We start from the raw sequence: 21594 nt of genomic DNA on the forward strand, positions 1-21594 counted from the left end.
CCTGGCCCGATGCCGCACACACCGTCCCGTTTCCTCGCCGAGGGCCCCCGGGTGGGCATACGCCACTTCACCTACCAGGACGCCGCCGAGTTCACCGCGCGGGCCCGGGAGAGCAAGGACCTGCACCACCCCTGGCTGTTCCCGCCCACCACGCCCCAGGCGTACGCCGCCTATGCCGCGCGGCTGATCGAGGACCCGTCCAAGGCAGGGTTCCTGGTGTGCACCCGGGACGACGGGGCCATCGCGGGCTTCGTCAACATCAACAACATCGTCGAGGGCGGCTTCCAGTGCGGCGCGCTCGGCTACGGCGCCTTCGCCCACGCCGCCGGGCGCGGTCTGATGCGCGAGGGGCTGGACCTGGTCGTCGGGCACGCCTTCGGACCGATGCGGCTGCACCGCCTGGAGATCAACGTGCAGCCGCTGAACACCGCCTCCGTCGCGCTCGCCCGGGCCGCGGGCTTCCGGCTGGAGGGCTTCTCCCCGAAGATGATCTACATCGACGGGGACTGGCGCGACCACGAACGCTGGGCGCTCACCGTCGAGATGCGGACTTCCGGTTGACCTTCATGGTGTCCAGGTCGGTCACGGTCGAACGCAGCGCCGTCCAGCCGTACCCCAGCGCCCGCAGCGCCGCCTCGGCGCGCTCCTCGGCGAGCGCGCCCGCCATCTCCTCGCCGTCGGCCGCGTCCGACACCACCACGTAGCGCATCGAGAAGTGCTTCAGCGGGCGCGGCTCGTAGGTCAGCGTCCCCTCCTCGGTGAACCGCATGCTCGCCAGCCCGTGCCGGTCCGCCTCCGCGAGCAGCCGGGCGCGGGCCTCCTCGGTCAGGCCGTCCCAGGTGCCCCGGACGATCACCCGGTAGGTGTGCTGCTCGGTCATCGTGTGCGCTCCTCGCTCGTGCCGTGACCGGCCCGACTCTACGGCGGCGGGGGCGCAGCGCCCACGGGATTTTCCCGCGCGGCCGGCCCTCGCGACGGTGCCCGGATCCGCCCCTTTGCGCAATCCTGACCTGCGGCGGCCCTGGTCAGCGCCGCCCGCGGAGGTTTCCATGGGGGGCGTGACGAGCATCCGACGTGCCGTAGTGACCCTGCCCGCCGCCGAGTTGGGACCCGACAACCCGCTGCCCCCGCTGAGCCCGCTCGACGAGGTCCACCACGTCGAGGACCGGGACCTCCACGACCTGCCGCGGGACATGGCCCGGCAGATCAGGTACGAGCCGTTGCGCAGCCTGCTGCCCGTGCGGGCGCGCGACGGCTACGGCAGACGGCGCGCACCGCGCGACCTGGACGCCCTGGTCCTGGAGAACGACCGCCTGGCCGTGACCGTCCTGCCGTCGCTCGGCGGCCGGATCGCGTCGCTGCTGCACAAGCCGACGGGCCGTGAACTCCTTTACCGCAACCCGGTGTTCCAGCCGGCCAACTTCGCCCTCAACGGCGCCTGGTACTCCGGTGGCGTCGAGTGGAACATCGGCGCCACCGGCCACACCACCCTGTCCTGCTCGCCCCTGCACGCCGCCCGCGTCCCGGCCCCCGACGGCGGTGAGATGCTGCGCCTGTGGGAGTGGGAGCGGCTGCGCGACCTGCCCTTCCAGGTCGACCTGTGGCTGCCGGACGGCTCCGACTTCCTGTACGTCGGCGTCCGTGTGCGCAACCCGCACGAGAGGCCCCGCCCGCTGTACTGGTGGTCCAACACCGCGGTGCCCGAGGAGTGCCGCGTCCTCGCCCCGGCCGACGCGGCGTACCACTTCGGGTACGAGCGCCGGCTGCGCCGGGTCCCCGTCCCCCTGCACGACGGCGCCGACCGCAGCCACCCGCTCGACAGCCGTCACGCCGCGGACTACTTCTACGACGTCCCGGCCGGCCGGCGCCGCTGGATCGCCGCGCTGGACGCCGACGGGCACGGTCTGGTGCAGACGTCGACCGACGCGCTGTGCGGGCGCAAGCTGTTCGTGTGGGGCACCGGACCGGGCGGCCGGCGCTGGCAGGAGTGGCTCACCGAGCCCGGCACCGGCGGCTACTGCGAGATCCAGGCCGGCCTCGCCCGCACCCAGCTGGAGCACGTCCGGCTGGACGCGGAGGGCGAGGTGTCCTGGCTGGAGGCGTACGGCCCGCTGGACGCCCCGCGCGACGGCGCCTGGCCCGACGTGGTCCGGGAGGCCGAGGCCCGCCTGGCCGCCGTGCTGCCCCGGGCCTCCGTCGACGCGGCGTACGCCGCCTGGCGGACCCGCGCCGACACCGACCCCGGCGAGGTGCTGGCCACCGGGTCCGGCTGGGGAGCCCTCGAAGTGCTGCGCACCGGCTGGAAGCTGCCCGGCACCCCCTTCCCCGAGGAGACGCTCGGCGAGGAGCAGCAACCGTGGCGGGAACTGCTGCGCACCGGGTCCTACCCCGAGCCCCGCCGGGTACGTCCTCCCGGCCCGAGCCTGGTCGCCCCGCACTGGCGGGACATGCTGGAGACCGCTCCCGCCACCCCGTCCGCCGAGTACCACCTCGGCGTCGCCCAGTGGCACGCCGGGGACCACGCCCAGGCCGTCCGCAGCTGGGAGCGGGGGCTCGAACTGGCCCCCTCCCTCTGGCCGTTGCTGCGCTGCCTGGCCGTCGCCGACCGGCTCGACGGGCACCGGGAGCGGGCCGCCGACCGGTATGCCGAGGCGTTCGACGACCTGTGCCGCGAACGCCGCGACGACGGCGAGGCCTGGACGGCGGCGAGCGCCGCGCTCGGCCGCGAGGCGATCGAGGCGCTGCTCGCCGCGGGCCGCCCCGCCGCCGCCCGCGCGGTGTGGGAGCGGCTGGGGCCCGACATCCGCGCCCGCGGCCGGTTCCGGCTGGCCGAGGCCGCGCTGCTGCTTGCCGAGGGGCGGCGGGAGGCGGCGCGGGCCGTGCTCGACGACGACCTGGAGCCCGCCGACCTGCGCGAGGGCGCCGACGACATCGACCGGCTGTGGGCCCGCGCCGGGGACGGCCCGCTGCCGGCCCGGCTCGACTTCCGGATGCGCCCGGAGGGGACGTGACGGGGTGAGCCGCCCGCCCGGTCCCCCCGGTCAGGCCTGCTTGCGGTCGACGTACTCGTAGACCGCGCCGTCCGGGTGGCGGGCGATGAGGTTGCGGCCCACCGGGGTCGGCACCGGACCCGCCACGATGTCCGCGCCGAGCCCGGTGAGGGTCTTGTGCGCCTCGTCGACGTCGGTGACCGCGATGGTCGCCGCGACCTTCCGCAGCACCTCCAGCTCGGCCTGCGGCCCGCTCATCAGCAGGAAGCAGCCCACCGCCGCCACCTCGACGCCACCGCGCGCGAAGCGCAGCGCCGGAGTGCCGGTGAGGCGTTCGTAGAAGGAGACCGCGGCCTCCAGGTCGTCGACGCAGACGCGCAGGGTCGCTCCCAGAATCTCCATGCGCCCGAGCCTAGTTGGGGCATCGCCCGCGTGTCCCGGCCCCCGCCCGGCCGGCCCGCCGGGGCGTTACGGGCCGGTGACCGCGGGTACTCGCTGCGTATGGACCGCATCGATCACCTGGAGCATCTGGACAGACACCTGGTCGACGAGCTCGCCCAGGTGGCGCGGGAGACCATCCGCGAGGAGCTGCGCGAGCAGACCCGGCGGCAGCGCCGCACCGCCCTGCTGTACGCGGCGTCCGGCGCGGTCGCCCTCTACGCCGGTGCCGCCGTCGCGCTCGCCGTCGGGCTGGCCCTGGACATCGGCCTGCCGGACTGGGCGGCCGCCCTGATCACCGCGGTGATCCTCGGTGCCGTCGCCTTCTTCCTGCGCAACGTCGCCCGGCCCGCCGGGTCCCACCCGACCGCCGAGCACGGGCTCGACCCCGCGGGCCACGGCGGCCCGGTCGCCGGCGGCACTCCCTCGGCCACGCCCCCCGCGGCGCCGCCCATGCCGCCGGTCGCCCCGAGCAACGCGGCCGGCGCGACCGGTTTCCCCGCGGCCGGCGGACCGGCCGTGCCCGGCACCACGCCCGCCGCACCCGGCCGGGACGACGTCGACCCCGAGGGCCCGCACCACCGGGCCTGAGGCACCGTGCAAGGACCCCGAAGGACATCACCGATACTCCTGGCGGACGGCGTGGGCGCCGTGCTGACCGCGGGCCTGCGCCGTGGCGGACGCCCGCGGTGACACGATTCCCCGCACGCCCGGCTCACGGCAGCCGGGGGAGCACCTTCGTGCGGTAGAAGTCGAAGAAGCCCTGCTGGTCGGGGCCGATCTGGTTGACGTAGATCCGGTCGAACCCGGCGTCCGCGAACTCGGTCAGCGCCGCCACGTGCTGGTCCACGTCGTCCCCGCAGACGGTGCCGTCGGCTACCATCTGCTCGGTCACCAGCGGCTCCAGCTGCTCGAAGTGGCTCGGGGTGGGCAGGATCTGGCCCATCTCGCCGGGCAGGAACTGGTTCGGCCAGAGCTCGTGCACCGTGCGGACCGCCGCGTCGCGGTCGGTGCCGTAGCAGACCTTCATGCCGCCGCTCACCGGCTTGCTGCCGCCGCCGCCCTTGCGGTACTGCTCCACCATCGACGCGTCGGGCATCATCGTGATGTAGCCGTCGCCGACGCGCGCCGCGAGGGAGGTGGCCTTCGGGCCGAAGCCGGAGACGTCGATCGGGACCGGCTCGTCCGGCACCGTGTACAGCCGGGCGTTCTCCACCGTGTAGTGCTTGCCGTAGTGGGTGACCTCCTCGCCGGTGAACAGCCGGCGCATCACCTGGACCGCCTCCTCCAGCATCTCCAGGCGCACGGTCGCGGGCGGCCAGGCGTCGCCGAGGATGTGTTCGTTGAGCGCCTCGCCGCTGCCGACCCCGAGCCGGAACCGGCCCCGGGTCATCACGGCGCTGGTCGCCGCGGCCTGCGCCACCACCGCCGGGTGCATCCGCACCGTCGGACAGGTCACCGCCGTCTCGACCGGCAGCGACACCGCCTGCGACAGCGCCCCGATCACCGACCACACGAACGGGCTCTGGCCCTGCGCGTCGTTCCACGGGTGGTAGTGGTCGGAGATCCACAGCGCCTGGAACCCGGCCTGCTCGGCCATCCGCGCCTGCTCCACCAGCTCCGCGGGGCCGAACTCCTCGCAGGACAGGAAGTAGCCGTACTCGGGCATGGGGGGTACCTCCGCGGGGTGTGGGGGTGATCGGGCCGGTCGCCGCCCGGGTACCCGGGGCCCGGCGCGGAAACCGGCGTGCCCCGCCGCGCCTCCCGGCCCGGGTTTGGCCCCGGCGCCCAGGGGGACGCGGAACCCCTGGACCGTCGCACGGCCGAGGAGCACCACGACCGCCACACCGCCGGAGGCCCACCCGTGAGTCGACCCCGCATCGTGATCGTCGGCGCCGGCTTCGCCGGTTACCGCGCGGCCCGCACCCTGAGCCGTGCGGCGCGGGGCCGCGCCGACATCACCGTGCTGAACCCGACCGACTACTTCCTCTACCTGCCCCTCCTGCCCCAGGTGGCCGCCGGCATCCTCGAGCCCCGCCGGGTGACCGTCTCCCTCAGTGGCTCCCTGCGCGACGTCCGCCTCGTCCTCGGCGAGGCCGACCACGTCGACCTCGCCGCGCGCAGCGTGCACTACACCGATCCCGAGGGCGGGACCGGCACCCTCGCCTACGACCGGCTCGTGCTGGCCGCCGGCAGCGTCAACAAGCTGCTGCCCATCCCGGGGGTGGCCGAACACGCCCACGGGTTCCGCGGTCTGCCCGAGGCCCTGTACCTGCGCGACCACGTCACCCGCCAGATCGAGCTCGCGGCCTCCGGCGACGACCCCGCGACCTGCGCCGCCCGCTGCACCTTCGTGGTGGTGGGCGCCGGCTACACCGGTACCGAGGTCGCCGCCCAGGGGCAGCTGCTGACCGACGCGCTGGTGCGCAAGCACCCCCCGCGCCGGGGTGTCCGCCCCCGCTGGATGCTGCTGGACCTGGCCGGGCGCGTGCTGCCCGAGCTGGACCGGCGGCTGTCGGACACCGCGGACCGCGTGCTGCGCGGGCGGGGCGTCGAGGTGCGCACGGGGACCTCCGTGAAGGAGGCCACCCGTGACGGGGTGCTGCTGACCGACGGGGAGTTCGTCGGCACCCGCACCCTGGTGTGGTGCGTGGGCGTACGGCCCGACCCGCTCGCCGAGTCGCTGGGTCTGCCCATGGAGCGCGGCCGGCTGCTCGTCGAGCCCACGCTGCGGGTCCCGGGCCGGCCCGAGGTGTTCGCCTGCGGCGACGCCGCCGCGGTCCCCGACCTCGACGAGCCCGGCCAGTACACGCCGATGACCGCCCAGCACGCCTGGCGGCAGGGCAGGGTCGCCGGGCAGAACGTGGCCGCCTCGCTGACCGGAGGCGAGCTGCGGTCCTACCGGCACAGGGACCTGGGGTTCGTGGTGGACCTCGGCGGTGTCCAGGCCGCCGCCAACCCGCTCGGCGTGCCGCTGTCCGGCCCGCTGGCCGGCGCGGTCACCCGTGGCTACCACCTGGCGGCCATGCCCGGGAACCGGGTCCGCGTCGCCGCCGACTGGCTGCTGGACGCCGTACTGCCGCGCCAGGGCGTGCAGTTGGGCCTCGTCCGGTCCTGGTCCGTGCCCCTGGACACGGCATCCCCGGAGCAGCTGCGGATGCCGGACGAACCCGTCAGGAACCGGCCGGGTGGCGACCCCGCCCACCAGCACCCCGGCACCGCGCCGGGCGCGCACCCCGCCCCCGGCCCGGTCGAACGTCCCGACATCCCCGCCGAAGGAGATCAGTAGATCCATGGACAGCGCCGAACTCGCCGATCTCGGGCAGCAGTTGCGCGTCGACGGCATCCGGGCCTCGGCCGCCGCGGGCTCCGGGCACCCGACCTCCTCGATGTCCGCCGCCGACCTGATGGCGGTCCTGCTCGCGCACCACCTCCACTACGACTTCGACCGCCCCGCCCACCCCGCCAACGACCGCTTCGTGCTGTCCAAGGGACACGCCTCGCCGCTGCTGTACGCGGCCTACAAGGCGGCCGGCGCCATCGACGACGACGAACTGCTGACCTTCCGCACGCTGGGCAGCCGCCTGGAGGGCCACTCCACCCCGCGGCGGCTGCCGTGGGTCGAGACGGCCACCGGCTCCCTCGGCCAGGGCCTTCCCGTCGGGGTCGGCATCGCGCTGTCCGGGAAGCGGCTGGAGAGCTCCGCCTACCGGGTGTGGGTGCTGTGCGGCGACAGCGAGCTGGCCGAGGGGTCGGTCTGGGAGGCCGCCGAGCACGCGTCGTACGAGAACCTCGACAACCTCACCGCGATCGTGGACGTCAATCGGCTCGGGCAGCGCGGTCCGACCCGGCACGGCCACGACCTCGACGCCTACGCCCGGCGCTTCCGGGCCTTCGGGTGGCACACCATCGAGATCGACGGGCACGACGTCGACGCGATCGACCGCGCCTACGGGGAGGCCCGCTCCACCCTCGGCCAGCCCAGCGTGATCCTCGCCCGCACCCTCAAGGGCAAGGGCGTCGCCGACGTCGAGGACCGCGAGGGCCTGCACGGCAAGCCGCTGGAGAACGCCGACGACGCGATCGAGGAGCTGGGCGGCGTGCGCGACCTGCGCGTGCAGGTCCACACCCCGGACGTCGACCGGGTGCTGCACTCCGTCCCGGGCGGCCCGCTCGACCTGCCGCGCTGGGAGCAGGGCGAGAAGGCCGCCACGCGGGACGCGTTCGGCAAGGCGCTGGCCGCGCTCGGCACCGCCCGCGGCGACGTGGTCGCCCTCGACGGCGAGGTCGGCGACTCCACCCGGACCGAGCTCTTCGCCAAGGAGCACCCCGAGCGCTACGTCGAGTGCTACATCGCCGAGCAGCAGCTGGTCGCGGCCGCCGTCGGGCTTGCCGCGCGGGGCTGGGTGCCGTACGCCGCCACCTTCGCCGCGTTCCTCACCCGCGCCCACGACGTCATCCGCATGGCGGCCGTCAGCGGCTCCGGGATCAACCTCGTCGGCTCCCACGCGGGCGTGGCGATCGGCCGGGACGGGCCCTCCCAGATGGGCCTGGAGGACCTGGCGATGATGCGGTCCGTGCACGGCTCGACCGTGCTGTACCCGTGCGACGCCCACCAGACCGCCCGGCTCGTCGCCACCATGGCCGGTCTCGACGGCGTCCGCTACCTGCGCACCTCGCGGGGCGAGGGACCGGTGATCTACGGCCCGGACGAGGAGTTCCCGGTCGGCGGCAGCAAGGTGCTGCGCTCCAGGGGCCGGGACGACCGGCTGACGATCGTCACGGCCGGCGTGACCGTGCCCGAGGCGCTGGCCGCCGCCGACGCCCTGGACGCGCAGGGCATCCCGGTGCGCGTGATCGACCTGTACTCGGTCAAGCCCGTCGACCGCGACACCCTGCGCCGGGCCGCCGAGGAAACGGGCTGCTTGCTGACGGTGGAGGACCACCGTCCCGAGGGCGGTCTCGGCGACGCCGTGCTCGACGCCTTCGTCGACGGCCGCCCGGTGCCCCGCCTGGTGCGCCTCGCGGTCACCACCATGCCGGGCTCCGCGTCCCCGCAGGAGCAGCTGCACGTCGCGGGCATCGACGCCGAGTCGATCGCCGCCGCCGTCCGGCTGCTGGTGGAACAGGCGATCACGCCGTGAGCGGCGATGCCGAGCTGACGGTGCGCGCGGGCCGGCGCAGCGTCCAGGTGCGGCGGGCGGACAAGGTGCTGTTCCCCGCCGAGGGCTCCGCCCCCGCGTACACCAAGGGCGACCTGGCCGCGTACTACCGCTCCGTCGCCGCGTTCATGGTGCCGCACCTGCGCGGCCGTCCCCTGATGCTGGAGCGCCACCCGGACGGGGTGGGCGGCCCCCGGTTCATGCAGAAGAACACCCCCGAGCACTATCCCGACTGGATCACCCGGGCCGAGGTCGCCAAGGAGGACGGCACCGTCCGCCACACCGTCTGCGACGACGCCGCCACCTTGGTGTACCTCGCCGACCAGGCGTGCCTCACCGTGCACCGGTGGCTCTCGCGGACCGGTGACCTCGACCGGCCCGACCTGATGGTGTTCGACCTCGACCCAGGCGAGGACGACTTCAGGACGGTGTGCCGGGCCGCCCGGTGGGTGGGGGAGCTGCTGGACGAGCTGCGGCTGCCCTCCGGGCTGATGACCACCGGCTCGCGCGGGCTGCACGTCGTGGTCCCGCTCAACGGCCGCCACGACTTCGACGAGGTGCGCTCCTTCGCCCGGGACGCCGCCGAGCTGCTCGCCGCCGAGCACCCGGACGACCTCACCACGGCCGCCCGCAAGAAGGACCGCGGCACCCGCCTCTACCTGGACGTGCAGCGCAACGGCTACGCCCAGACCGCGGTCGCCCCGTTCACCGTGCGGGCCCTCCCCGGCGCGCCCGTGGCGGTCCCCGTCGGGTGGGACCAGCTGGACGATCCGGAGCTGGGCCCGCGCCGCTGGACCATCGCGGACGCGGCCGAGCAGGGCCGGAAGAATCCCTGGTCAGGGCTGCTGGGCCGGGGCCGGGCGCTGGGACCCGCCCGGCGTCGCCTCGATGCACTACGTGGCTGATACATGTTGTTGTGGAGGTTTGGCCAAGACATGCGCGGCCACACGGAGTTCGAGGTGGCCATGTCGAACACAAACAACACATCACAGCCGCAGGAAGCACGAGATGAACACCCCGATCACGAGCACAGTGCGGCGGACAGCCGGATGACCCCGCTGGAGGTCCTGCGCCAGGCGCGCGCCCAGCTGGCGGAGCTCACCGGAATGGTCGCCGAGAACGTGTCGTCCTTCGAGCAGACGGAGGACGGCTGGCAACTGGAGATCGAGGTCCTCGAGCTGTCGCGCGTGCCCGACACCATGAGCCTGATGGCGAGCTACGAAGTCCAACTCGACCCCGAGGGACAGCTCACCGGCTACCGGCGCGTGCGGCGCTACGAGCGGGGGCGCTCCGACGCCCACCGGCGGGGCTGACAGCACCGGCGCCCAGCAGGCGCGCCGGCACACCCCGTGACCAGACGACACGCAACGACACGAGACAAGGAGGCACGGTCGGCATGTCCGTTGTCCCGGCACAGCAGACCGGCGGCGGAGGCGGCAGCAGCGGCCTCTACGACGTACTGGAACTCGTCCTGGACCGAGGACTCGTCATCGACGCGTTCGTGAGGGTCTCCCTGGTCGGCATCGAGATCCTGAAGATCGACGTACGCGTCGTCGTCGCCAGCGTCGACACCTACCTGCGCTTCGCCGAGGCGTGCAACCGGCTCGACCTGGAGGCCGGGCCGCGCAAGAGCCCGGGCCTGCCGGAGATCGTCGGCGAGGTGACCGAATCCGGCGCCCGCGGCAAGTCCAAGGGCGCCCTGTCGGGTGCGGCGCAGACCGTGTCCGACGCCTTCAAGCAGGCCCGCGACGATGGCTCCGAGGAGGAGCAGCCCGCGCGGCGTCCGCGCAAGACCGCGACCGCGCGGCGCAAGAGGACAGAGGAGCAGGAGTGAGCCGCAAGGAGGAGCAGGAGTGAGCACGTACGTCTACGGGATCACCGCGCGCTCGCACACCGCGGTACCCGACGGCACCACGGGTGTCGGGGAACCGCCCGAGCCCATCCGGATCCTGACGGAGGGCGAGCTCGCGGCGATCGTCAGCGACTCCCCGGAGGGGCTGCGGCCCAAGCGCAGGGACCTGCTCGCCCACCAGAACGTCCTCGCCCAGGCGGAGGCGTCCGGGTGCGTGCTGCCGATGCGCTTCGGCAGCGTCGCCCCCGACGACGCGTCCGTGACCGGGGTGCTGGCCGAGCGGGCCGAGCACTACCTGGAGCGGCTGCGCGCCCTGGACGGCAAGGTCGAGTACAACATTAAGGCGACCCACGTCGAAGAGGCCGTCCTGCACCACGTGATGGCCACCAACGCCGAGGTGAGGTCCCTCGCCGAGGCCAACCGCAAGGCCGGTGGCGGCAGCTACGAGCAGAAGATCCAGCTCGGCGAGATGGTCGCCTCCGCCGTCAAGGCACAGGAGGCCGAGGACGCGGCGGCGGTCCAGCAGGCGCTGGAACCGGTCGCGGCGGCGGTCGCCACGGGCCCCGAGTCCACCGGCTGGCTGGCCAACGTGTCCTTCCTCGTCGCGCGGGACTCCGCCCAGGAGTTCCTGGCCGCCGTGGAGGCGCTGCGCAGCAGCCACCCCCACCTGGAGGTGCGGGCCAACGGTCCGCTGCCGCCGTACAGCTTCGTCGAGCCCGGCCCCGCCGAGCCCGCCGAGCAGGCCGGTCAGCCCGAGGCCGCGGCCCAGGAGTGAGACACCGCAATCCGTGACGAGCAGCGAGAGGGGCGAGACAGGTGGGACTCATCAGCGAGGTGTTGATGCTGCCGTTCGCCCCGGTGCGCGGCAGCGCATGGGTGATGGAACAGGTGCTCCGTGAGGCGGAGCGGATCTACTACGACCCCTCCGCCATCCGGGCCGAGCTGGCCCGTCTGGAGGAGCGACTGGAGGCTGGGGAGATCACCGAGGAGGAGTTCGACAGCCAGGAGGACGAACTCCTCGACCGGCTCGAGGCGGCCATGCGCCGGGGCACGCAAACGGACGACGGGACGGCACGATGAACCGAACTGGACTGGGCCTCGCAGTAGGGGCCGGCTACATGCTGGGACGGACGAAGAAACTGAAGCTGGCCATCGCGGTGGGCAGCATCGTGGCGGGCAAGAAGCTCAAGCTCAGCCCGAAGGCCATCGGGGACCTGCTGTCCCAGCAGCTGAAGGACAACCCGCAGTTCAAGGAGCTCGGCGACACGCTGCGCCAGGACCTGCGCGGAGCCGGCAAGGCGGCTTCCGGCGCGATGCTGGAGCGGCAGCTGTCCGGCCTCGCCGACCGGCTGCACGGCCGTACGGTCCAGATGCGTGAGGAGATGGCCGGCGGCGGGCGGTCCGACGACGAGGACGAGGCCGAGGACCGGGACGACCGCGAGGACGACGACCTCGAGCCCGAGGACGCCGAGGACGAGGGCCGCTCCGAGGACGAGGACCACGAGGAGGACGACTCCGAGGACGAGGCGGACGAGGAGGACGAGGAGGACGACGAGGACGGGGACGACCGGGCCGAGGCGTCGCGCAAGCCGCCGGCGAAGAAGGCCCCCGCCAAGAAGGCGCCCGCGAAGAAGGCCGCCAAGAAGGCTCCGGTGAAGCGGGCCGCCACACAGAAGACGGCGACCAAGAAGACGCCGGCCCGTAAGACCGCCGCCAAGACGGCGTCCCGCGGCCGGTCGGCTGGAGGTGGCGACCGATGACCGAGACCCTGGGATCAGCGACCGACTCGGCGAAGTCGGCGAGCAAGTCCGCGACGGACTCCGAGCAGTCCGCCAATCCGCTGAGCGCGGTGGCGCACAGCGACGCCGCCGAGCGCCTGAAGGAAGAGGCGCAGGCGTACCTCACCGCGAAGGCCGAACGCCTGCTGACGGGGGTGGGCCGCAAGCTCGGCGAGACCACGGGCAAGCTGAACGACATCGCCGAGGGCAACAGCCCGGGCTTCGCCAAGCTGGCCCTCGACGGCGGCCGCAAGATCGCCGAGGGCAAGGGCCCGCTGCGCACCGCCCTGGAACTCGGCGGCTCCCGCGTCAAGGACAAGGTCACCGGCGCCTTCAAGAGCCTCGGCGGCAAGGGCAAGGGCAAGGGTGGGGCCGGCAACAAGCCCACCGTGATCATGGAGTACATCGACGTCGGGGTGCCCCTGCGCACGGCGTACGACCAGTGGACGCGCTACCAGGACTTCGGCACCTTCGCCAAGGGCGTCAAGAGCGCGAACCGCGCCGACGACACCCACTCCGACTGGCAGGCGAAGATCTGGTGGTCCAGCCGCAGCTGGAAGGCGACCACGACCGAGCAGATCCCCGACCAGAAGATCGCCTGGACGTCCGAGGGCGCCAAGGGCTCCACCAAGGGCGTCGTCACCTTCCACTCCCTCGGTGACAACCTGACCCGGGTGCTGCTCGTGATCGAGTACTACCCCTCGGGCTTCTTCGAGAAGACGGGCAACATCTGGCGCGCCCAGGGCCGCCGCGCCCGTCTCGACCTCAAGCACTTCGCGCGCTTCGTCACCCTCAAGGGCGAGGCCCAGGAGGGCTGGCGCGGCGAGATCCGCGACGGCGAAGTGGTCCGCAGCCACGACGACGTCGTGGCGGAGGAGGAAGAGGAGAACGAGGAGAACGAGGAGAACGGGGAGGACGAAGAGGCCGAGGCGAACGGCGAGCAGGACGAGGACGCCGAGTACGCCGAGGACGGCGAGGACGGCGAGGACGAGGACGCCGAGGCGGAGTACGACGAGGACGCCGAGGGCTCCGAGGAGGGCGCCGAGGACGGCGAGGAGGACGCCGAGGCCGAGTACGACGAGGAGGCCGAGGGCGAGGAGGAGCCCGAGGACGACGCCGAGTACGCCGAGGACGACACCGCGGCCGAGGACGACGCCGAGTACGACGAGGAACCCGAGGGCGAGGAAGAGGCCGAGGGCGAGTACGAGGCCGAGGAGGAGCCGGAGGAGGAGCCCGCCAAGGAGGGGAGTCGGCGATGACGACGGCCTCCCGACTGCCCGATCCGTACGGATCGGGCGGCGGCGCCAACCTCGCGGACATCCTCGAGCGCGTCCTCGACAAGGGGATCGTGATCGCGGGTGACATCCGGATCAACCTGCTCGACATCGAACTGCTCACCATCAAGCTCCGCCTGATCGTCGCCTCGGTGGACAAGGCCAAGGAGATGGGGATCGACTGGTGGGAGTCCGACCCGTCGTTGTCCTCCGGTGCCCGCCGCGACGAGCTCGCCCGTGAGAACGCCGAACTGCGGGAGCGGCTGGCCCGGCTCGAACAGCTGGAGCCGGGCCGCGCCCGCGAGGAGGAGGCCCCATGACCGGACTGCGTTACGTCTACGCGGTCTGCCGCCCCTTCGACGCGCCGCTCCAGGTCCAGCTCACGGGCGTGGGCGGCGCTCCGGTCAAGATGCTGGCGCACCACGGCCTGGTCGCCGTGGTCAGCCCGGTGCCGGAGGGCGACTTCGCGGAGGCGCCGCTGCGCGAGCACCTGGAGGACCTGGACTGGCTCGGCGCCACCGCCCGGGCCCACCAGCAGGTCGTCGACGCGCTCACCGCGGTCACCACTCCGCTGCCGCTGCGGCTCGCCACGGTGTTCCGCGACGACAGCGGGGTGCGCGTCATGATCGAGTCCGGCGAGGAGGCGTTCCGGCGCACCCTCGACCGGCTCGACGGCCGCGTGGAGTGGGGCGTGAAGGTCTACGTCGAGGGCGGCGAGGAACAGCCCGAGGCGGCCGCGCTCGCGGCGAAACCGGCCTCCGGCCGGGACTACCTGCGCCAGCGGCGCAACCGGGCCCAGGAGCGCGAGGACAAGTGGCGGGCGGCGGAGCGGTTCGCCACCCGGCTGCACGGCACGCTGGCCGCGCACGCCGAGGAGTCCCGCCTGCACGCCCCGCAGAACTCCCCGCTCACCCGGGGCAGCGGGCACAACGTGCTCAACGCGGCCTACCTCGTGCCGCGCGCCCACTCCGAGGAGTTCGTGGAGCTCGTCGACCACACGAAGGACGAGGAACCGGGGATGCGCGTGGAACTCACCGGCCCGTGGGCGGCGTACTCCTTCGTCGACCCGGAGGGAACCGGTGCGGGCGACGCCGGCGGCCGGGAGGACACATCAGGGGAGGTCGTGTGACCGTCGTCGAACGCCGTGAGATCGCGCTGGTGGACCTGCTGGACCGGCTGCTGGCCGGCGGTGTGGTCATCACGGGTGACATCACCCTGCGCATCGCCGACGTGGACCTGGTCCGCATCGACCTCAACGCGCTCATCAGCTCCGTCAACGAGAACGTGCCCTCACCCTGGGGAGACTTGCCGTGACACCGCCGCGCAGGCGCATGGACCTGGAACCGGACACCGTCGAGCGCGACCTGGTCAAGCTCGTGCTGACCGTGGTCGAGCTGCTCCGCCAGCTCATGGAGCGGCAGGCCGTGCGCCGCTTCGACCAGGGCGACCTCAGCGAGGAGCAGGAGGAGCGCATCGGGCTGACCCTGATGCTGCTCGACGACCGGATGGCCGAGCTGCGGGACCGGTACGGGCTGCGGCCCGAGGACCTGAACCTGGACCTCGGGCCGCTCGGGCCGCTGCTGCCCCGGGAGTGACCCCGCCGGAACCGGCCCCCGGTTCCGGCGGAACGCGTCCCCGGCTCAACGGATCACATCACCACCTGTACCAACGCCCCCTGCCTCCTCCGGCCGCGGACCCGCGGAAGAGGAATCCCAGCAGCCAGACGACCAGGACCGCCAGCGCGATCCACCAGAGCACCTTCACCGCGAACCCGGCGCCGAAGAGGATCAGCACCAGCAGCAGTACCAGCAGGATGGGAACCATGATGAACCTCCTGCTGTCCGTATGACCCGAAACGCGTAAATCATCCGACTTTCAGGCATCCTTCCTGCACAGGACCTCCCCGTGCAGCACCGCGAACCAGGCGTCCTCGCGCCGCCCCCACTCACGCCAGGCCTCCGCGATCGCCGCCAGCTCGTCCCGTGTGGCGTGGCCGCCCCCGGTGGCCCGATCGGCGTAGGCCGAGGCCACGGTGCGGTCCGCCCACAGGCCGCTCCACCACTGCCGGTCCTCGGGCGTGCTGAAGGTCCAGGTCGCCGACGTGGCGGTGACGTCGGTGAATCCGGCGGCGAGCGCCCACGACTTCAGCCGGCGCCCGGCGTCGGGCTCGCCGCCGTTGGCCCGGGCCACCCGCCGGTACAGCTCCAGCCAGTCGTCCAGCCCGGCCGACTCCGGGTACCAGGTCATCGCCGCGTAGTCGGAGTCCCGTACGGCGACGAGGCCGCCGGGCCTGGTCACCCGGCGCATCTCGCGCAGCGCTTGCACCGGGTCGCCCACGTGCTGGAGCACCTGGTGGGCGTGCACCACGCAGAAGGTGTCGTCGGGGTAGTCCAGGGCGTGGACGTCCGCGACGGCGAAGTCGACGTTGTCCAGTCCCCGCTCCGCGGCCGTCGCCCGGGCCCGGTCCAGGACGCCCGCCGCGTGGTCGACGCCGGTGACGTGCCCGTCGGGGACCAGGGCGGCCAGGTCGGCGGTGATGGTGCCGGGGCCGCAGCCGACGTCCAGGACCTTCATGTGGGGCTTGAGCGAACCGATGAGGTAGGCCGCGGAGTTGGCGGCGGTGCGCCAGGTGTGCGACCGCAGCACCGACTCGTGGTGGCCGTGCGTGTAGACGGCGGTCTCCTGCGCCTTCGGCATGACTGAACCCCTTCGCGTCGTACCGGCCCCCGGACGCCGTGGACGTCCGGGACGATGGCCCTCACGGTACGCCGGTGGCCGCATGGTGAGACCATATGTTTCGCGATACGGACTGACGGGTCATCAGTCCGCGTCCGTGCGCAGCGGGTAGAGGGTCGGCCACCAGGGGAGCCCGATGCGGATCCGTTCCGATGTCCTCTGGGTACCCTGAGGTAGCCGTTCCCCCGTGCGGACGGCATCCGAGCCGACCGGAGGGTCCTCCCGCATGCGCCTGTTGCTCGTCCGCCACGGTCAGACCCCCACCAACGTGGACTACCTGCTGGACACGGGCGTCCCGGGCCCCGGCCTGACGGACCTGGGCCGGCGGCAGGCGGCCGCGCTGCCCCAGGCCCTGGCCGGCGAGGACATAGCGGCGCTCTACGCCTCCACCCTCGTCCGCACCCAGCTCACCGCCGCCCCGCTGGCCGCCGCCCGCGGCCTGGAGGTCCTGGTCCGCGACGGCCTGCGCGAGGTGTCCGCGGGCGACATGGAGATGCTGCCCGGCCTGAGCGAGGCCGGCGAGCGTTACATGCGCACGGTGTTCGCCTGGGCCGACGGCGACACGGACCTGCGCATGCCCGGCGGCGAGACCGGTACCGAGTTCCTCGCCCGCTACGACGCCGTGGTGGCCGAGGCCGCCGCGAGCGGGGCCGGGACGGTCGCGATGGTCAGCCACGGCGCCGCCATCCGCGCCTGGGCCGCCGCCCGCGCCCACAACGTCGACGTGCCCTTCGCCGCCGCCCACCGCCTGGAGAACACCGGCGTCGTCGTCCTGGAGGGCACCCCGGCCGACGGCTGGAAGGCCCTGACCTGGGCGGGCGCCACGGTCGTCCCCGCGGGCGAGGGCGGCCCGACGGGACGGGCCCTGGACGGGACGGCCTGAGCCGCCGCCCCGCATAAGGGTTTGCCCGGCCGCCCGCCGCGCCCGCAGAATCCTCCCCATGGGACATCTGGAAGCCGCGCACCTCGAGTACTACCTCCCCGACGGGAGGGCGTTGCTCGGCGACGTGTCCTTCCGGGTGGGCGAAGGGGCCGTCGTGGCGCTCGTCGGACCCAACGGCGCCGGCAAGACGACGCTGCTGCGGCTGATCTCCGGCGAGCTCAAGCCGCACGGCGGCACCGTCACCGTCAGCGGCGGCCTCGGCGTGATGCGCCAGTTCGTGGGCTCCGTCCGCGACGAGACCACCGTGCGCGACCTGCTGGTGTCCGTCGCCCCGCCCCGCGTCCGCGAGGCGGCGAAGGCCGTCGACGAGGCCGAGCACGCCGTGATGACGGTCGACGACGAGGCCGCCCAGATGCGCTACGCCCAGGCCCTCGCCGACTGGGCGGAGGCCCGCGGCTACGAGGCCGAGACCCTGTGGGACATGTGCACCACGGCCGCCCTGGGCGTCCCCTACGAGCAGGCCCAGTGGCGGCTGGTGCGCACCCTGTCCGGCGGTGAGCAGAAGCGGCTGGTGCTGGAGGCGCTGCTGCGCGGCACCGACGAGGTCCTGCTGCTCGACGAGCCCGACAACTACCTCGACGTGCCCGGCAAGCGCTGGCTGGAGGAGCGGCTGAAGGAGACCCGCAAGACGGTCCTGTTCGTCTCCCACGACCGCGAACTCCTCGCCCGCGCCGCCGAGAAGATCGTCTCCGTGGAGCCGGGCCCGGCCGGCGCCGACGCCTGGGTGCACGGCGGGGGCTTCGCCACCTACCACGAGGCCCGGCGCGAGCGCTTCGCCCGCTTCGAGGAGCTGCGCCGCCGCTGGGACGAGAAGCACGCCCAGCTGAAGAAGCTGGTGCTGAGCCTGCGCCAGGCCGCGAGCATCAGCCACGAGCTGGCCTCCCGCTACCAGGCCGCCCAGACCCGGCTGCGCAAGTTCGAGGAGGCCGGCCCGCCGCCCGAGCCGCCCCGCGAGCAGGACATCACCATGCGCCTGAAGGGCGGCCGCACCGGCGTCCGGGCCGTCACCTGCGAGCAGCTCGAGCTCACCGGCCTGATGAAACCCTTCGACCTGGAGGTCTTCTACGGCGAGCGGGTCGCCGTGCTGGGCTCCAACGGCTCCGGCAAGTCCCACTTCCTGCGGCTGCTCGCCGGTGAGGACGTGGCCCACACGGGCCGGTGGAAGCTCGGCGCGCGGGTCGTGCCGGGTCACTTCGCGCAGACCCACGCACACCCGGAGCTCAGCGGCCGCAGCCTGCTCGACATCCTGTGGAAGGACCACTCCCAGGACCGGGGCGCGGCGATGTCCCGGCTGCGCCGCTACGAGCTGACCCAGCAGGCCGAGCAGGGCTTCGACCGCCTCTCCGGCGGACAGCAGGCCCGCTTCCAGATCCTGCTGCTGGAGCTCCAGGGCGTCACGGCCCTGCTGCTCGACGAGCCCACCGACAACCTCGACCTGGAGTCGGCCGAGGCGCTCCAGGAGGGCCTGGAGGCGTTCGAGGGTACGGTCCTCGCGGTCACCCACGACCGCTGGTTCGCCCGCTCCTTCGACCGCTTCCTGGTCTTCGGCAGCGACGGCCGGGTCCGCGAGACGCCCGAGCCGGTGTGGGACGAGCGGCGGGTGGAGCGGGCGCGGTAGGGGAGCGGCGGGCGGGGGTCAGCGGGCCGCGCGCGGAGGCCCGGGGGCCGGAGTCTTCGTACAGTGGGTGCAGGAAGCCGAGACATCCCACGTCCCCCCGGGGCTTCCGTCCGCGGGTGGCAGTGAGCCCGACGGGTACCCGGACCGCATGGACGAACACGACGAGCGGGGCACCACGATGACCGGAGTCGACCCGGACCGGCTGGACGACCAGCAGCTCATGAAGGAGCTGGAGACGATCCACCGCACCCGTCACGACACCCTGCTGTACGGCTCGAACGACGCGCTGCGGGCCCACAACGAGCGCATGGCCGTCCTGGAGGGCGAGTACCTGCGGCGCAACCCGCGCCGCTCCGTGGCCCCCGGCCGCACCCGCGAGGGCGCCCGCGAGCGCACCGCGGAGGCCGCGTCCGGCACGCCGGTGGGCAAGTGGGGCCCGGGCGGCGCGGGCGGCGGCACGGGCGGGCGCTGAGCGCCGCCTCCGCACGAGGCCGCACATCACGCACAACGCAACGCTCACGGCGCACAATGCAACGCTCACGGCCCCCCGAGCCCCGCGTGGGGGCCGGAGGGCCGTGCGGTGGGTCCGCCTGCCGTCGCCTCAGCCGGCCTCGGCCGCGAACACCTCGAGGTAGGTCTCGCAGAAGGCCTTGAGGTCGTCCGGCTTGCGGCTGGTGACCAGCTTGTTGGTGCCGTGGTCGCAGACCTTCACCTGCTCGTCGACCCAGGTGGCGCCCGCGTTGCGCAGGTCGGTCTGCAGGCTGGGCCAGGACGTGAGGACCCGGCCGCGCACGACGTCGGCCTCGACGAGCGTCCACGGGGCGTGGCAGATCGCGGCGACCGGCCGGCCCGCCTCGAAGAAGCCCCGCACGAACGCCACGGCCTTCTCGTCGGTGCGCAGGAAGTCGGGGTTGGCGACGCCGCCGGGCAGGACGAGCCCGTCGAAGGCGTCCACGGCCGCCTCGCCGACCACTTCGTCCACGGGGAAGGTGTCGGCCTTGTCCAGGTGGTTGAACGCCTGGATCTCGCCCGCCTCGGTCGACACGAGCACGGGCTCGTGGCCGGCGTCCTTCGCGGCCTGCCAGGGCTCGGTCAGCTCGACCTGCTCGACTCCCTCGGGTGCGGTGAGAAACGCAATGCGCATGTTCAGTCCTTTGCACGCTCGGTCGGTTCGTACCTGCGGTGGGTCTCGGGGTTCATTCGGCCCGGTTCATCCGCGCTCGCCCACGAGCGCCTCGGCCAGGTCCTGGGCGCCCTGCCAGGTCTTCTTCGGCGGCAGCTCCGCCACCGCCTCGATCAGGGCGTCGGGAGCGTGGTGCCGGCGCAGGGCGCTGACCACGCTCTTGGTGGGGGCCGGGAAGTCGCCGCGGTGCAGGGTCCGGGCCAGTTCCAACCGGACCGTCTCGAGCGACGCGGCCTCGGGAGCCAGCCCGCCGCCCCACACCTGCGGGTCGTCGTCGGCGCCCGGCTCGGGGTCGTGCCACTCCTCGGAACGGGTGGGGTGCCCCGACCGCAGCAGGCCCTGCAGTTCGTGCTTCATCTCGTCGTCCCGGTGGACGCTCAGCCGGTCACTGCCTCGCTGCATGTCTCCCTCCAGAGCTTCGGGAATCCCCCGCGTACCCGAGCAGCGGCGGCCGACACCGGCTCATCCCGAACGAAGCACGCCACGCCCCCGGGTTTGCCCGGCGACCGCCCGGGGACCCGAACCGCACCCCCCACATGGACTGCCCGCTGGGGAAGGACACGCCATGGCGCTGCTCGCCGCGCTCGTCCCGCTCGTGATGCTCGCCGTCGTACTGGCCCTGAGCCACTACGAGGACGCCCTGCTACCGACACCGGACACCGAGGAAGGCCCGAACCAACGGACCTGACGACCGGCGGCCTTTGCGTAGACGGCTGTTGTAAGTTCCTGCCATGAAGCAGGGTAAAGACGTCGAGAACCCCGAGTCGCGTTTCTTCACGGTGCTGTTGGCGGCGGCGAAACTGCCGGGGGTGCGGGTCCAGCGGGAGGCGTACCTGCGCAGCGCGCTGGCCCGCCACTGCTCCGAGGACGAGATCCGGCGAGCGGTGGAGACGACTCCCGCTGCGGCGGGCATCACCGTCGAGGTCCTGGACAAGGTCGCCAACGACTCCATCCGCTACGAGACCGCCAAGGTCAGCGCCCTCTCCGCCGCCGCCGGCATACCCGGCATCCTCGCCCTCCCGGCCACGGTGCCCGCCGACCTGGCGCAGTACGTCGGACACATGCTGCGCATCGCGCAGAAGCTGGCCTATCTCTACAGCTGGCCCGAGCTGTTCTCCGGCGAGGGCGAGGACGTGGACGACGCGACCAAAGGGGTCCTCACGCTGTTCTTCGCCGTGATGTTCGGCGTCCAGTCGGCGAACGCCGCTGTGGGCAAGGTCGCGGGGATGATGGCGGAACAGGTCGCCAAGAAGCTTCCGCAGAAGGCGCTCACCCACGGGATCGTCTACCCCCTCGTGAAGAAGGTCGCGGGCTACCTCGGGGTCAGGATGACGACGCAGTCCTTCGCGACGACCGTCTCGAAGGCCATCCCGCTCCTGGGGGCCGCCGTCTCGGGCGGACTCACCTTCGCGACCTACCTCCCGATGGCCAAGAGGCTCAAGAAGCACCTCGCCGGCCTGCCCCTGGCCGATCCGTCGAGCCGGGTGGGGGAGGAGGACGTCGTGGACGGTGAGGTCGTGGAGGACCACGAGGTCCTCGTCGCGCCGCACGCTGAACCGCTGGGCGTGGATCCGGCGGCCCGGGGATGACGGGAGCCGGGCGCCTGTCGTCGCCCGGCTC

General features: G+C 73.2%; 28 protein-coding genes. 21 read left to right on the plus strand and 7 right to left on the minus strand.

Features of this window, described 5'->3' with window-relative positions:
• The first annotated feature begins 9 nt into the window (after positions 1-9).
• A complete protein-coding gene (locus AQJ30_RS08080) occupies positions 10-561 on the plus strand; it encodes a GNAT family N-acetyltransferase (protein ID WP_067230404.1) in 552 nt (183 codons plus the stop codon).
• On the opposite strand, the gene AQJ30_RS08085 is transcribed toward AQJ30_RS08080, so the two are convergent.
• Positions 533-880: a DUF6204 family protein gene (locus AQJ30_RS08085; protein WP_067230406.1), complete on the minus strand. Its 348-nt coding sequence runs from the start codon at positions 878-880 to the stop codon at positions 533-535. The two genes, AQJ30_RS08080 and AQJ30_RS08085, sit on opposite strands and share 29 nt — an antisense overlap.
• 169 nt (positions 881-1049) lie before the next feature.
• Between AQJ30_RS08085 and AQJ30_RS08090 the strand changes: the two genes are divergently transcribed.
• A complete protein-coding gene (locus tag AQJ30_RS08090; protein ID WP_067230409.1) occupies positions 1050-3011 on the plus strand; it encodes a DUF5107 domain-containing protein in 1962 nt (653 codons plus the stop codon).
• Positions 3012-3041: 30 nt separating this feature from the next.
• Here AQJ30_RS08090 and AQJ30_RS08095 read toward each other — a convergent pair whose 3' ends face one another.
• Positions 3042-3392, minus strand: coding sequence for a VOC family protein (locus AQJ30_RS08095; protein ID WP_067230412.1), 351 nt, complete (start codon positions 3390-3392; stop codon positions 3042-3044).
• A 99-nt stretch (positions 3393-3491) separates the two neighbouring features.
• Here AQJ30_RS08095 and AQJ30_RS08100 point away from each other — a divergent pair, with 99 nt between their 5' ends.
• On the plus strand, positions 3492-4019 hold the full coding sequence (locus tag AQJ30_RS08100) for a phage holin family protein (RefSeq protein ID WP_067230414.1): 528 nt from the start codon (positions 3492-3494) through the stop codon (positions 4017-4019).
• Positions 4020-4143: 124 nt separating this feature from the next.
• Here AQJ30_RS08100 and AQJ30_RS08105 read toward each other — a convergent pair whose 3' ends face one another.
• A complete protein-coding gene (locus AQJ30_RS08105; RefSeq protein WP_067230417.1) occupies positions 4144-5097 on the minus strand; it encodes an LLM class F420-dependent oxidoreductase in 954 nt (317 codons plus the stop codon).
• Between the two features lie 195 nt (positions 5098-5292).
• Here AQJ30_RS08105 and AQJ30_RS08110 point away from each other — a divergent pair, with 195 nt between their 5' ends.
• The 13 genes from AQJ30_RS08110 (at position 5293) to AQJ30_RS08170 (ending at position 15089) form a co-directional block, all read left to right on the plus strand.
• A complete protein-coding gene (locus tag AQJ30_RS08110; protein WP_067230420.1) occupies positions 5293-6717 on the plus strand; it encodes an NAD(P)/FAD-dependent oxidoreductase in 1425 nt (474 codons plus the stop codon).
• Positions 6718-6721: 4 nt separating this feature from the next.
• Positions 6722-8572 (plus strand): transketolase, encoded by a 1851-nt coding sequence (locus tag AQJ30_RS08115; protein ID WP_067230421.1) that lies wholly within the window; start codon positions 6722-6724, stop codon positions 8570-8572.
• Entirely contained in the window at positions 8569-9495 is a 927-nt protein-coding gene (gene ligD, locus AQJ30_RS08120; protein WP_211278942.1) for a non-homologous end-joining DNA ligase, read from the plus strand. Before AQJ30_RS08115 ends, ligD begins: the two co-directional genes overlap by 4 nt.
• A 60-nt stretch (positions 9496-9555) precedes the next feature.
• Entirely contained in the window at positions 9556-9903 is a 348-nt protein-coding gene (locus tag AQJ30_RS08125; protein ID WP_079083947.1) for a gas vesicle protein GvpO, read from the plus strand.
• An 83-nt stretch (positions 9904-9986) separates the two neighbouring features.
• On the plus strand, positions 9987-10424 hold the full coding sequence (locus tag AQJ30_RS08130; RefSeq protein ID WP_067230424.1) for a gas vesicle structural protein GvpA: 438 nt from the start codon (positions 9987-9989) through the stop codon (positions 10422-10424).
• Positions 10425-10443: 19 nt separating this feature from the next.
• Positions 10444-11217: a GvpL/GvpF family gas vesicle protein gene (locus AQJ30_RS08135; protein WP_067230425.1), complete on the plus strand. Its 774-nt coding sequence runs from the start codon at positions 10444-10446 to the stop codon at positions 11215-11217.
• Between the two features lie 41 nt (positions 11218-11258).
• Positions 11259-11522 carry a gas vesicle protein GvpG gene (locus tag AQJ30_RS08140; RefSeq protein ID WP_067230428.1) on the plus strand — a complete coding sequence of 88 codons (264 nt, stop codon included), beginning with the start codon at positions 11259-11261 and terminating at the stop codon, positions 11520-11522.
• Positions 11519-12202, plus strand: coding sequence for a DNA primase (locus AQJ30_RS38390; protein ID WP_067230430.1), 684 nt, complete (start codon positions 11519-11521; stop codon positions 12200-12202). Before AQJ30_RS08140 ends, AQJ30_RS38390 begins: the two co-directional genes overlap by 4 nt.
• Positions 12199-13479: an SRPBCC family protein gene (locus tag AQJ30_RS08150; protein ID WP_067230432.1), complete on the plus strand. Its 1281-nt coding sequence runs from the start codon at positions 12199-12201 to the stop codon at positions 13477-13479. The genes AQJ30_RS38390 and AQJ30_RS08150 overlap by 4 nt, the downstream gene beginning before the upstream one ends.
• On the plus strand, positions 13476-13814 hold the full coding sequence (locus AQJ30_RS08155; protein WP_067230435.1) for a gas vesicle protein: 339 nt from the start codon (positions 13476-13478) through the stop codon (positions 13812-13814). Before AQJ30_RS08150 ends, AQJ30_RS08155 begins: the two co-directional genes overlap by 4 nt.
• Positions 13811-14623, plus strand: a complete 813-nt coding sequence (locus AQJ30_RS08160; protein WP_067230438.1) for a GvpL/GvpF family gas vesicle protein — start codon at positions 13811-13813, stop codon at positions 14621-14623. Before AQJ30_RS08155 ends, AQJ30_RS08160 begins: the two co-directional genes overlap by 4 nt.
• Positions 14620-14808, plus strand: a complete 189-nt coding sequence (locus AQJ30_RS08165; RefSeq protein WP_067230439.1) for a gas vesicle protein — start codon at positions 14620-14622, stop codon at positions 14806-14808. The genes AQJ30_RS08160 and AQJ30_RS08165 overlap by 4 nt, the downstream gene beginning before the upstream one ends.
• 17 nt (positions 14809-14825) lie before the next feature.
• Positions 14826-15089 carry a gas vesicle protein K gene (locus AQJ30_RS08170; protein ID WP_067230442.1) on the plus strand — a complete coding sequence of 88 codons (264 nt, stop codon included), beginning with the start codon at positions 14826-14828 and terminating at the stop codon, positions 15087-15089.
• 58 nt (positions 15090-15147) lie between these two features.
• Here AQJ30_RS08170 and AQJ30_RS08175 read toward each other — a convergent pair whose 3' ends face one another.
• Together AQJ30_RS08175 and AQJ30_RS08180 are read right to left on the minus strand one after the other, a co-directional pair.
• Positions 15148-15318: a hydrophobic protein gene (locus AQJ30_RS08175; RefSeq protein ID WP_067230444.1), complete on the minus strand. Its 171-nt coding sequence runs from the start codon at positions 15316-15318 to the stop codon at positions 15148-15150.
• Between the two features lie 51 nt (positions 15319-15369).
• A complete protein-coding gene (locus AQJ30_RS08180; protein ID WP_067230447.1) occupies positions 15370-16191 on the minus strand; it encodes a class I SAM-dependent methyltransferase in 822 nt (273 codons plus the stop codon).
• 265 nt (positions 16192-16456) lie between these two features.
• Here AQJ30_RS08180 and AQJ30_RS08185 point away from each other — a divergent pair, with 265 nt between their 5' ends.
• The 3 genes from AQJ30_RS08185 (at position 16457) to AQJ30_RS08195 (ending at position 19263) form a co-directional block, all read left to right on the plus strand.
• Positions 16457-17113, plus strand: a complete 657-nt coding sequence (locus AQJ30_RS08185; protein WP_067230450.1) for a histidine phosphatase family protein — start codon at positions 16457-16459, stop codon at positions 17111-17113.
• A 58-nt stretch (positions 17114-17171) separates the two neighbouring features.
• Entirely contained in the window at positions 17172-18791 is a 1620-nt protein-coding gene (locus AQJ30_RS08190; protein ID WP_067230453.1) for an ABC-F family ATP-binding cassette domain-containing protein, read from the plus strand.
• A gap of 148 nt (positions 18792-18939) precedes the next feature.
• Positions 18940-19263, plus strand: coding sequence for a DUF6158 family protein (locus AQJ30_RS08195; RefSeq protein ID WP_067230456.1), 324 nt, complete (start codon positions 18940-18942; stop codon positions 19261-19263).
• Between the two features lie 129 nt (positions 19264-19392).
• On the opposite strand, the gene AQJ30_RS08200 is transcribed toward AQJ30_RS08195, so the two are convergent.
• On the minus strand, positions 19393-19935 hold the full coding sequence (locus AQJ30_RS08200) for a type 1 glutamine amidotransferase domain-containing protein (protein WP_067230459.1): 543 nt from the start codon (positions 19933-19935) through the stop codon (positions 19393-19395).
• A 66-nt stretch (positions 19936-20001) separates the two neighbouring features.
• A complete protein-coding gene (locus tag AQJ30_RS08205) occupies positions 20002-20376 on the minus strand; it encodes a DUF2795 domain-containing protein (RefSeq protein WP_067230461.1) in 375 nt (124 codons plus the stop codon).
• A 163-nt stretch (positions 20377-20539) separates the two neighbouring features.
• Between AQJ30_RS08205 and AQJ30_RS39760 the strand changes: the two genes are divergently transcribed.
• Together AQJ30_RS39760 and AQJ30_RS08210 are read left to right on the plus strand one after the other, a co-directional pair.
• Positions 20540-20662, plus strand: a complete 123-nt coding sequence (locus AQJ30_RS39760; protein WP_281200923.1) for a hypothetical protein — start codon at positions 20540-20542, stop codon at positions 20660-20662.
• A gap of 43 nt (positions 20663-20705) precedes the next feature.
• Positions 20706-21563, plus strand: a complete 858-nt coding sequence (locus AQJ30_RS08210) for a hypothetical protein (RefSeq protein WP_067230463.1) — start codon at positions 20706-20708, stop codon at positions 21561-21563.
• The last annotated feature ends 31 nt before the right edge of the window (positions 21564-21594 follow it).

Origin of the sequence: Streptomyces longwoodensis (assembly GCF_001514125.1) — a bacterium.
GTDB classification, from domain to species: domain Bacteria; phylum Actinomycetota; class Actinomycetes; order Streptomycetales; family Streptomycetaceae; genus Streptomyces; species Streptomyces longwoodensis.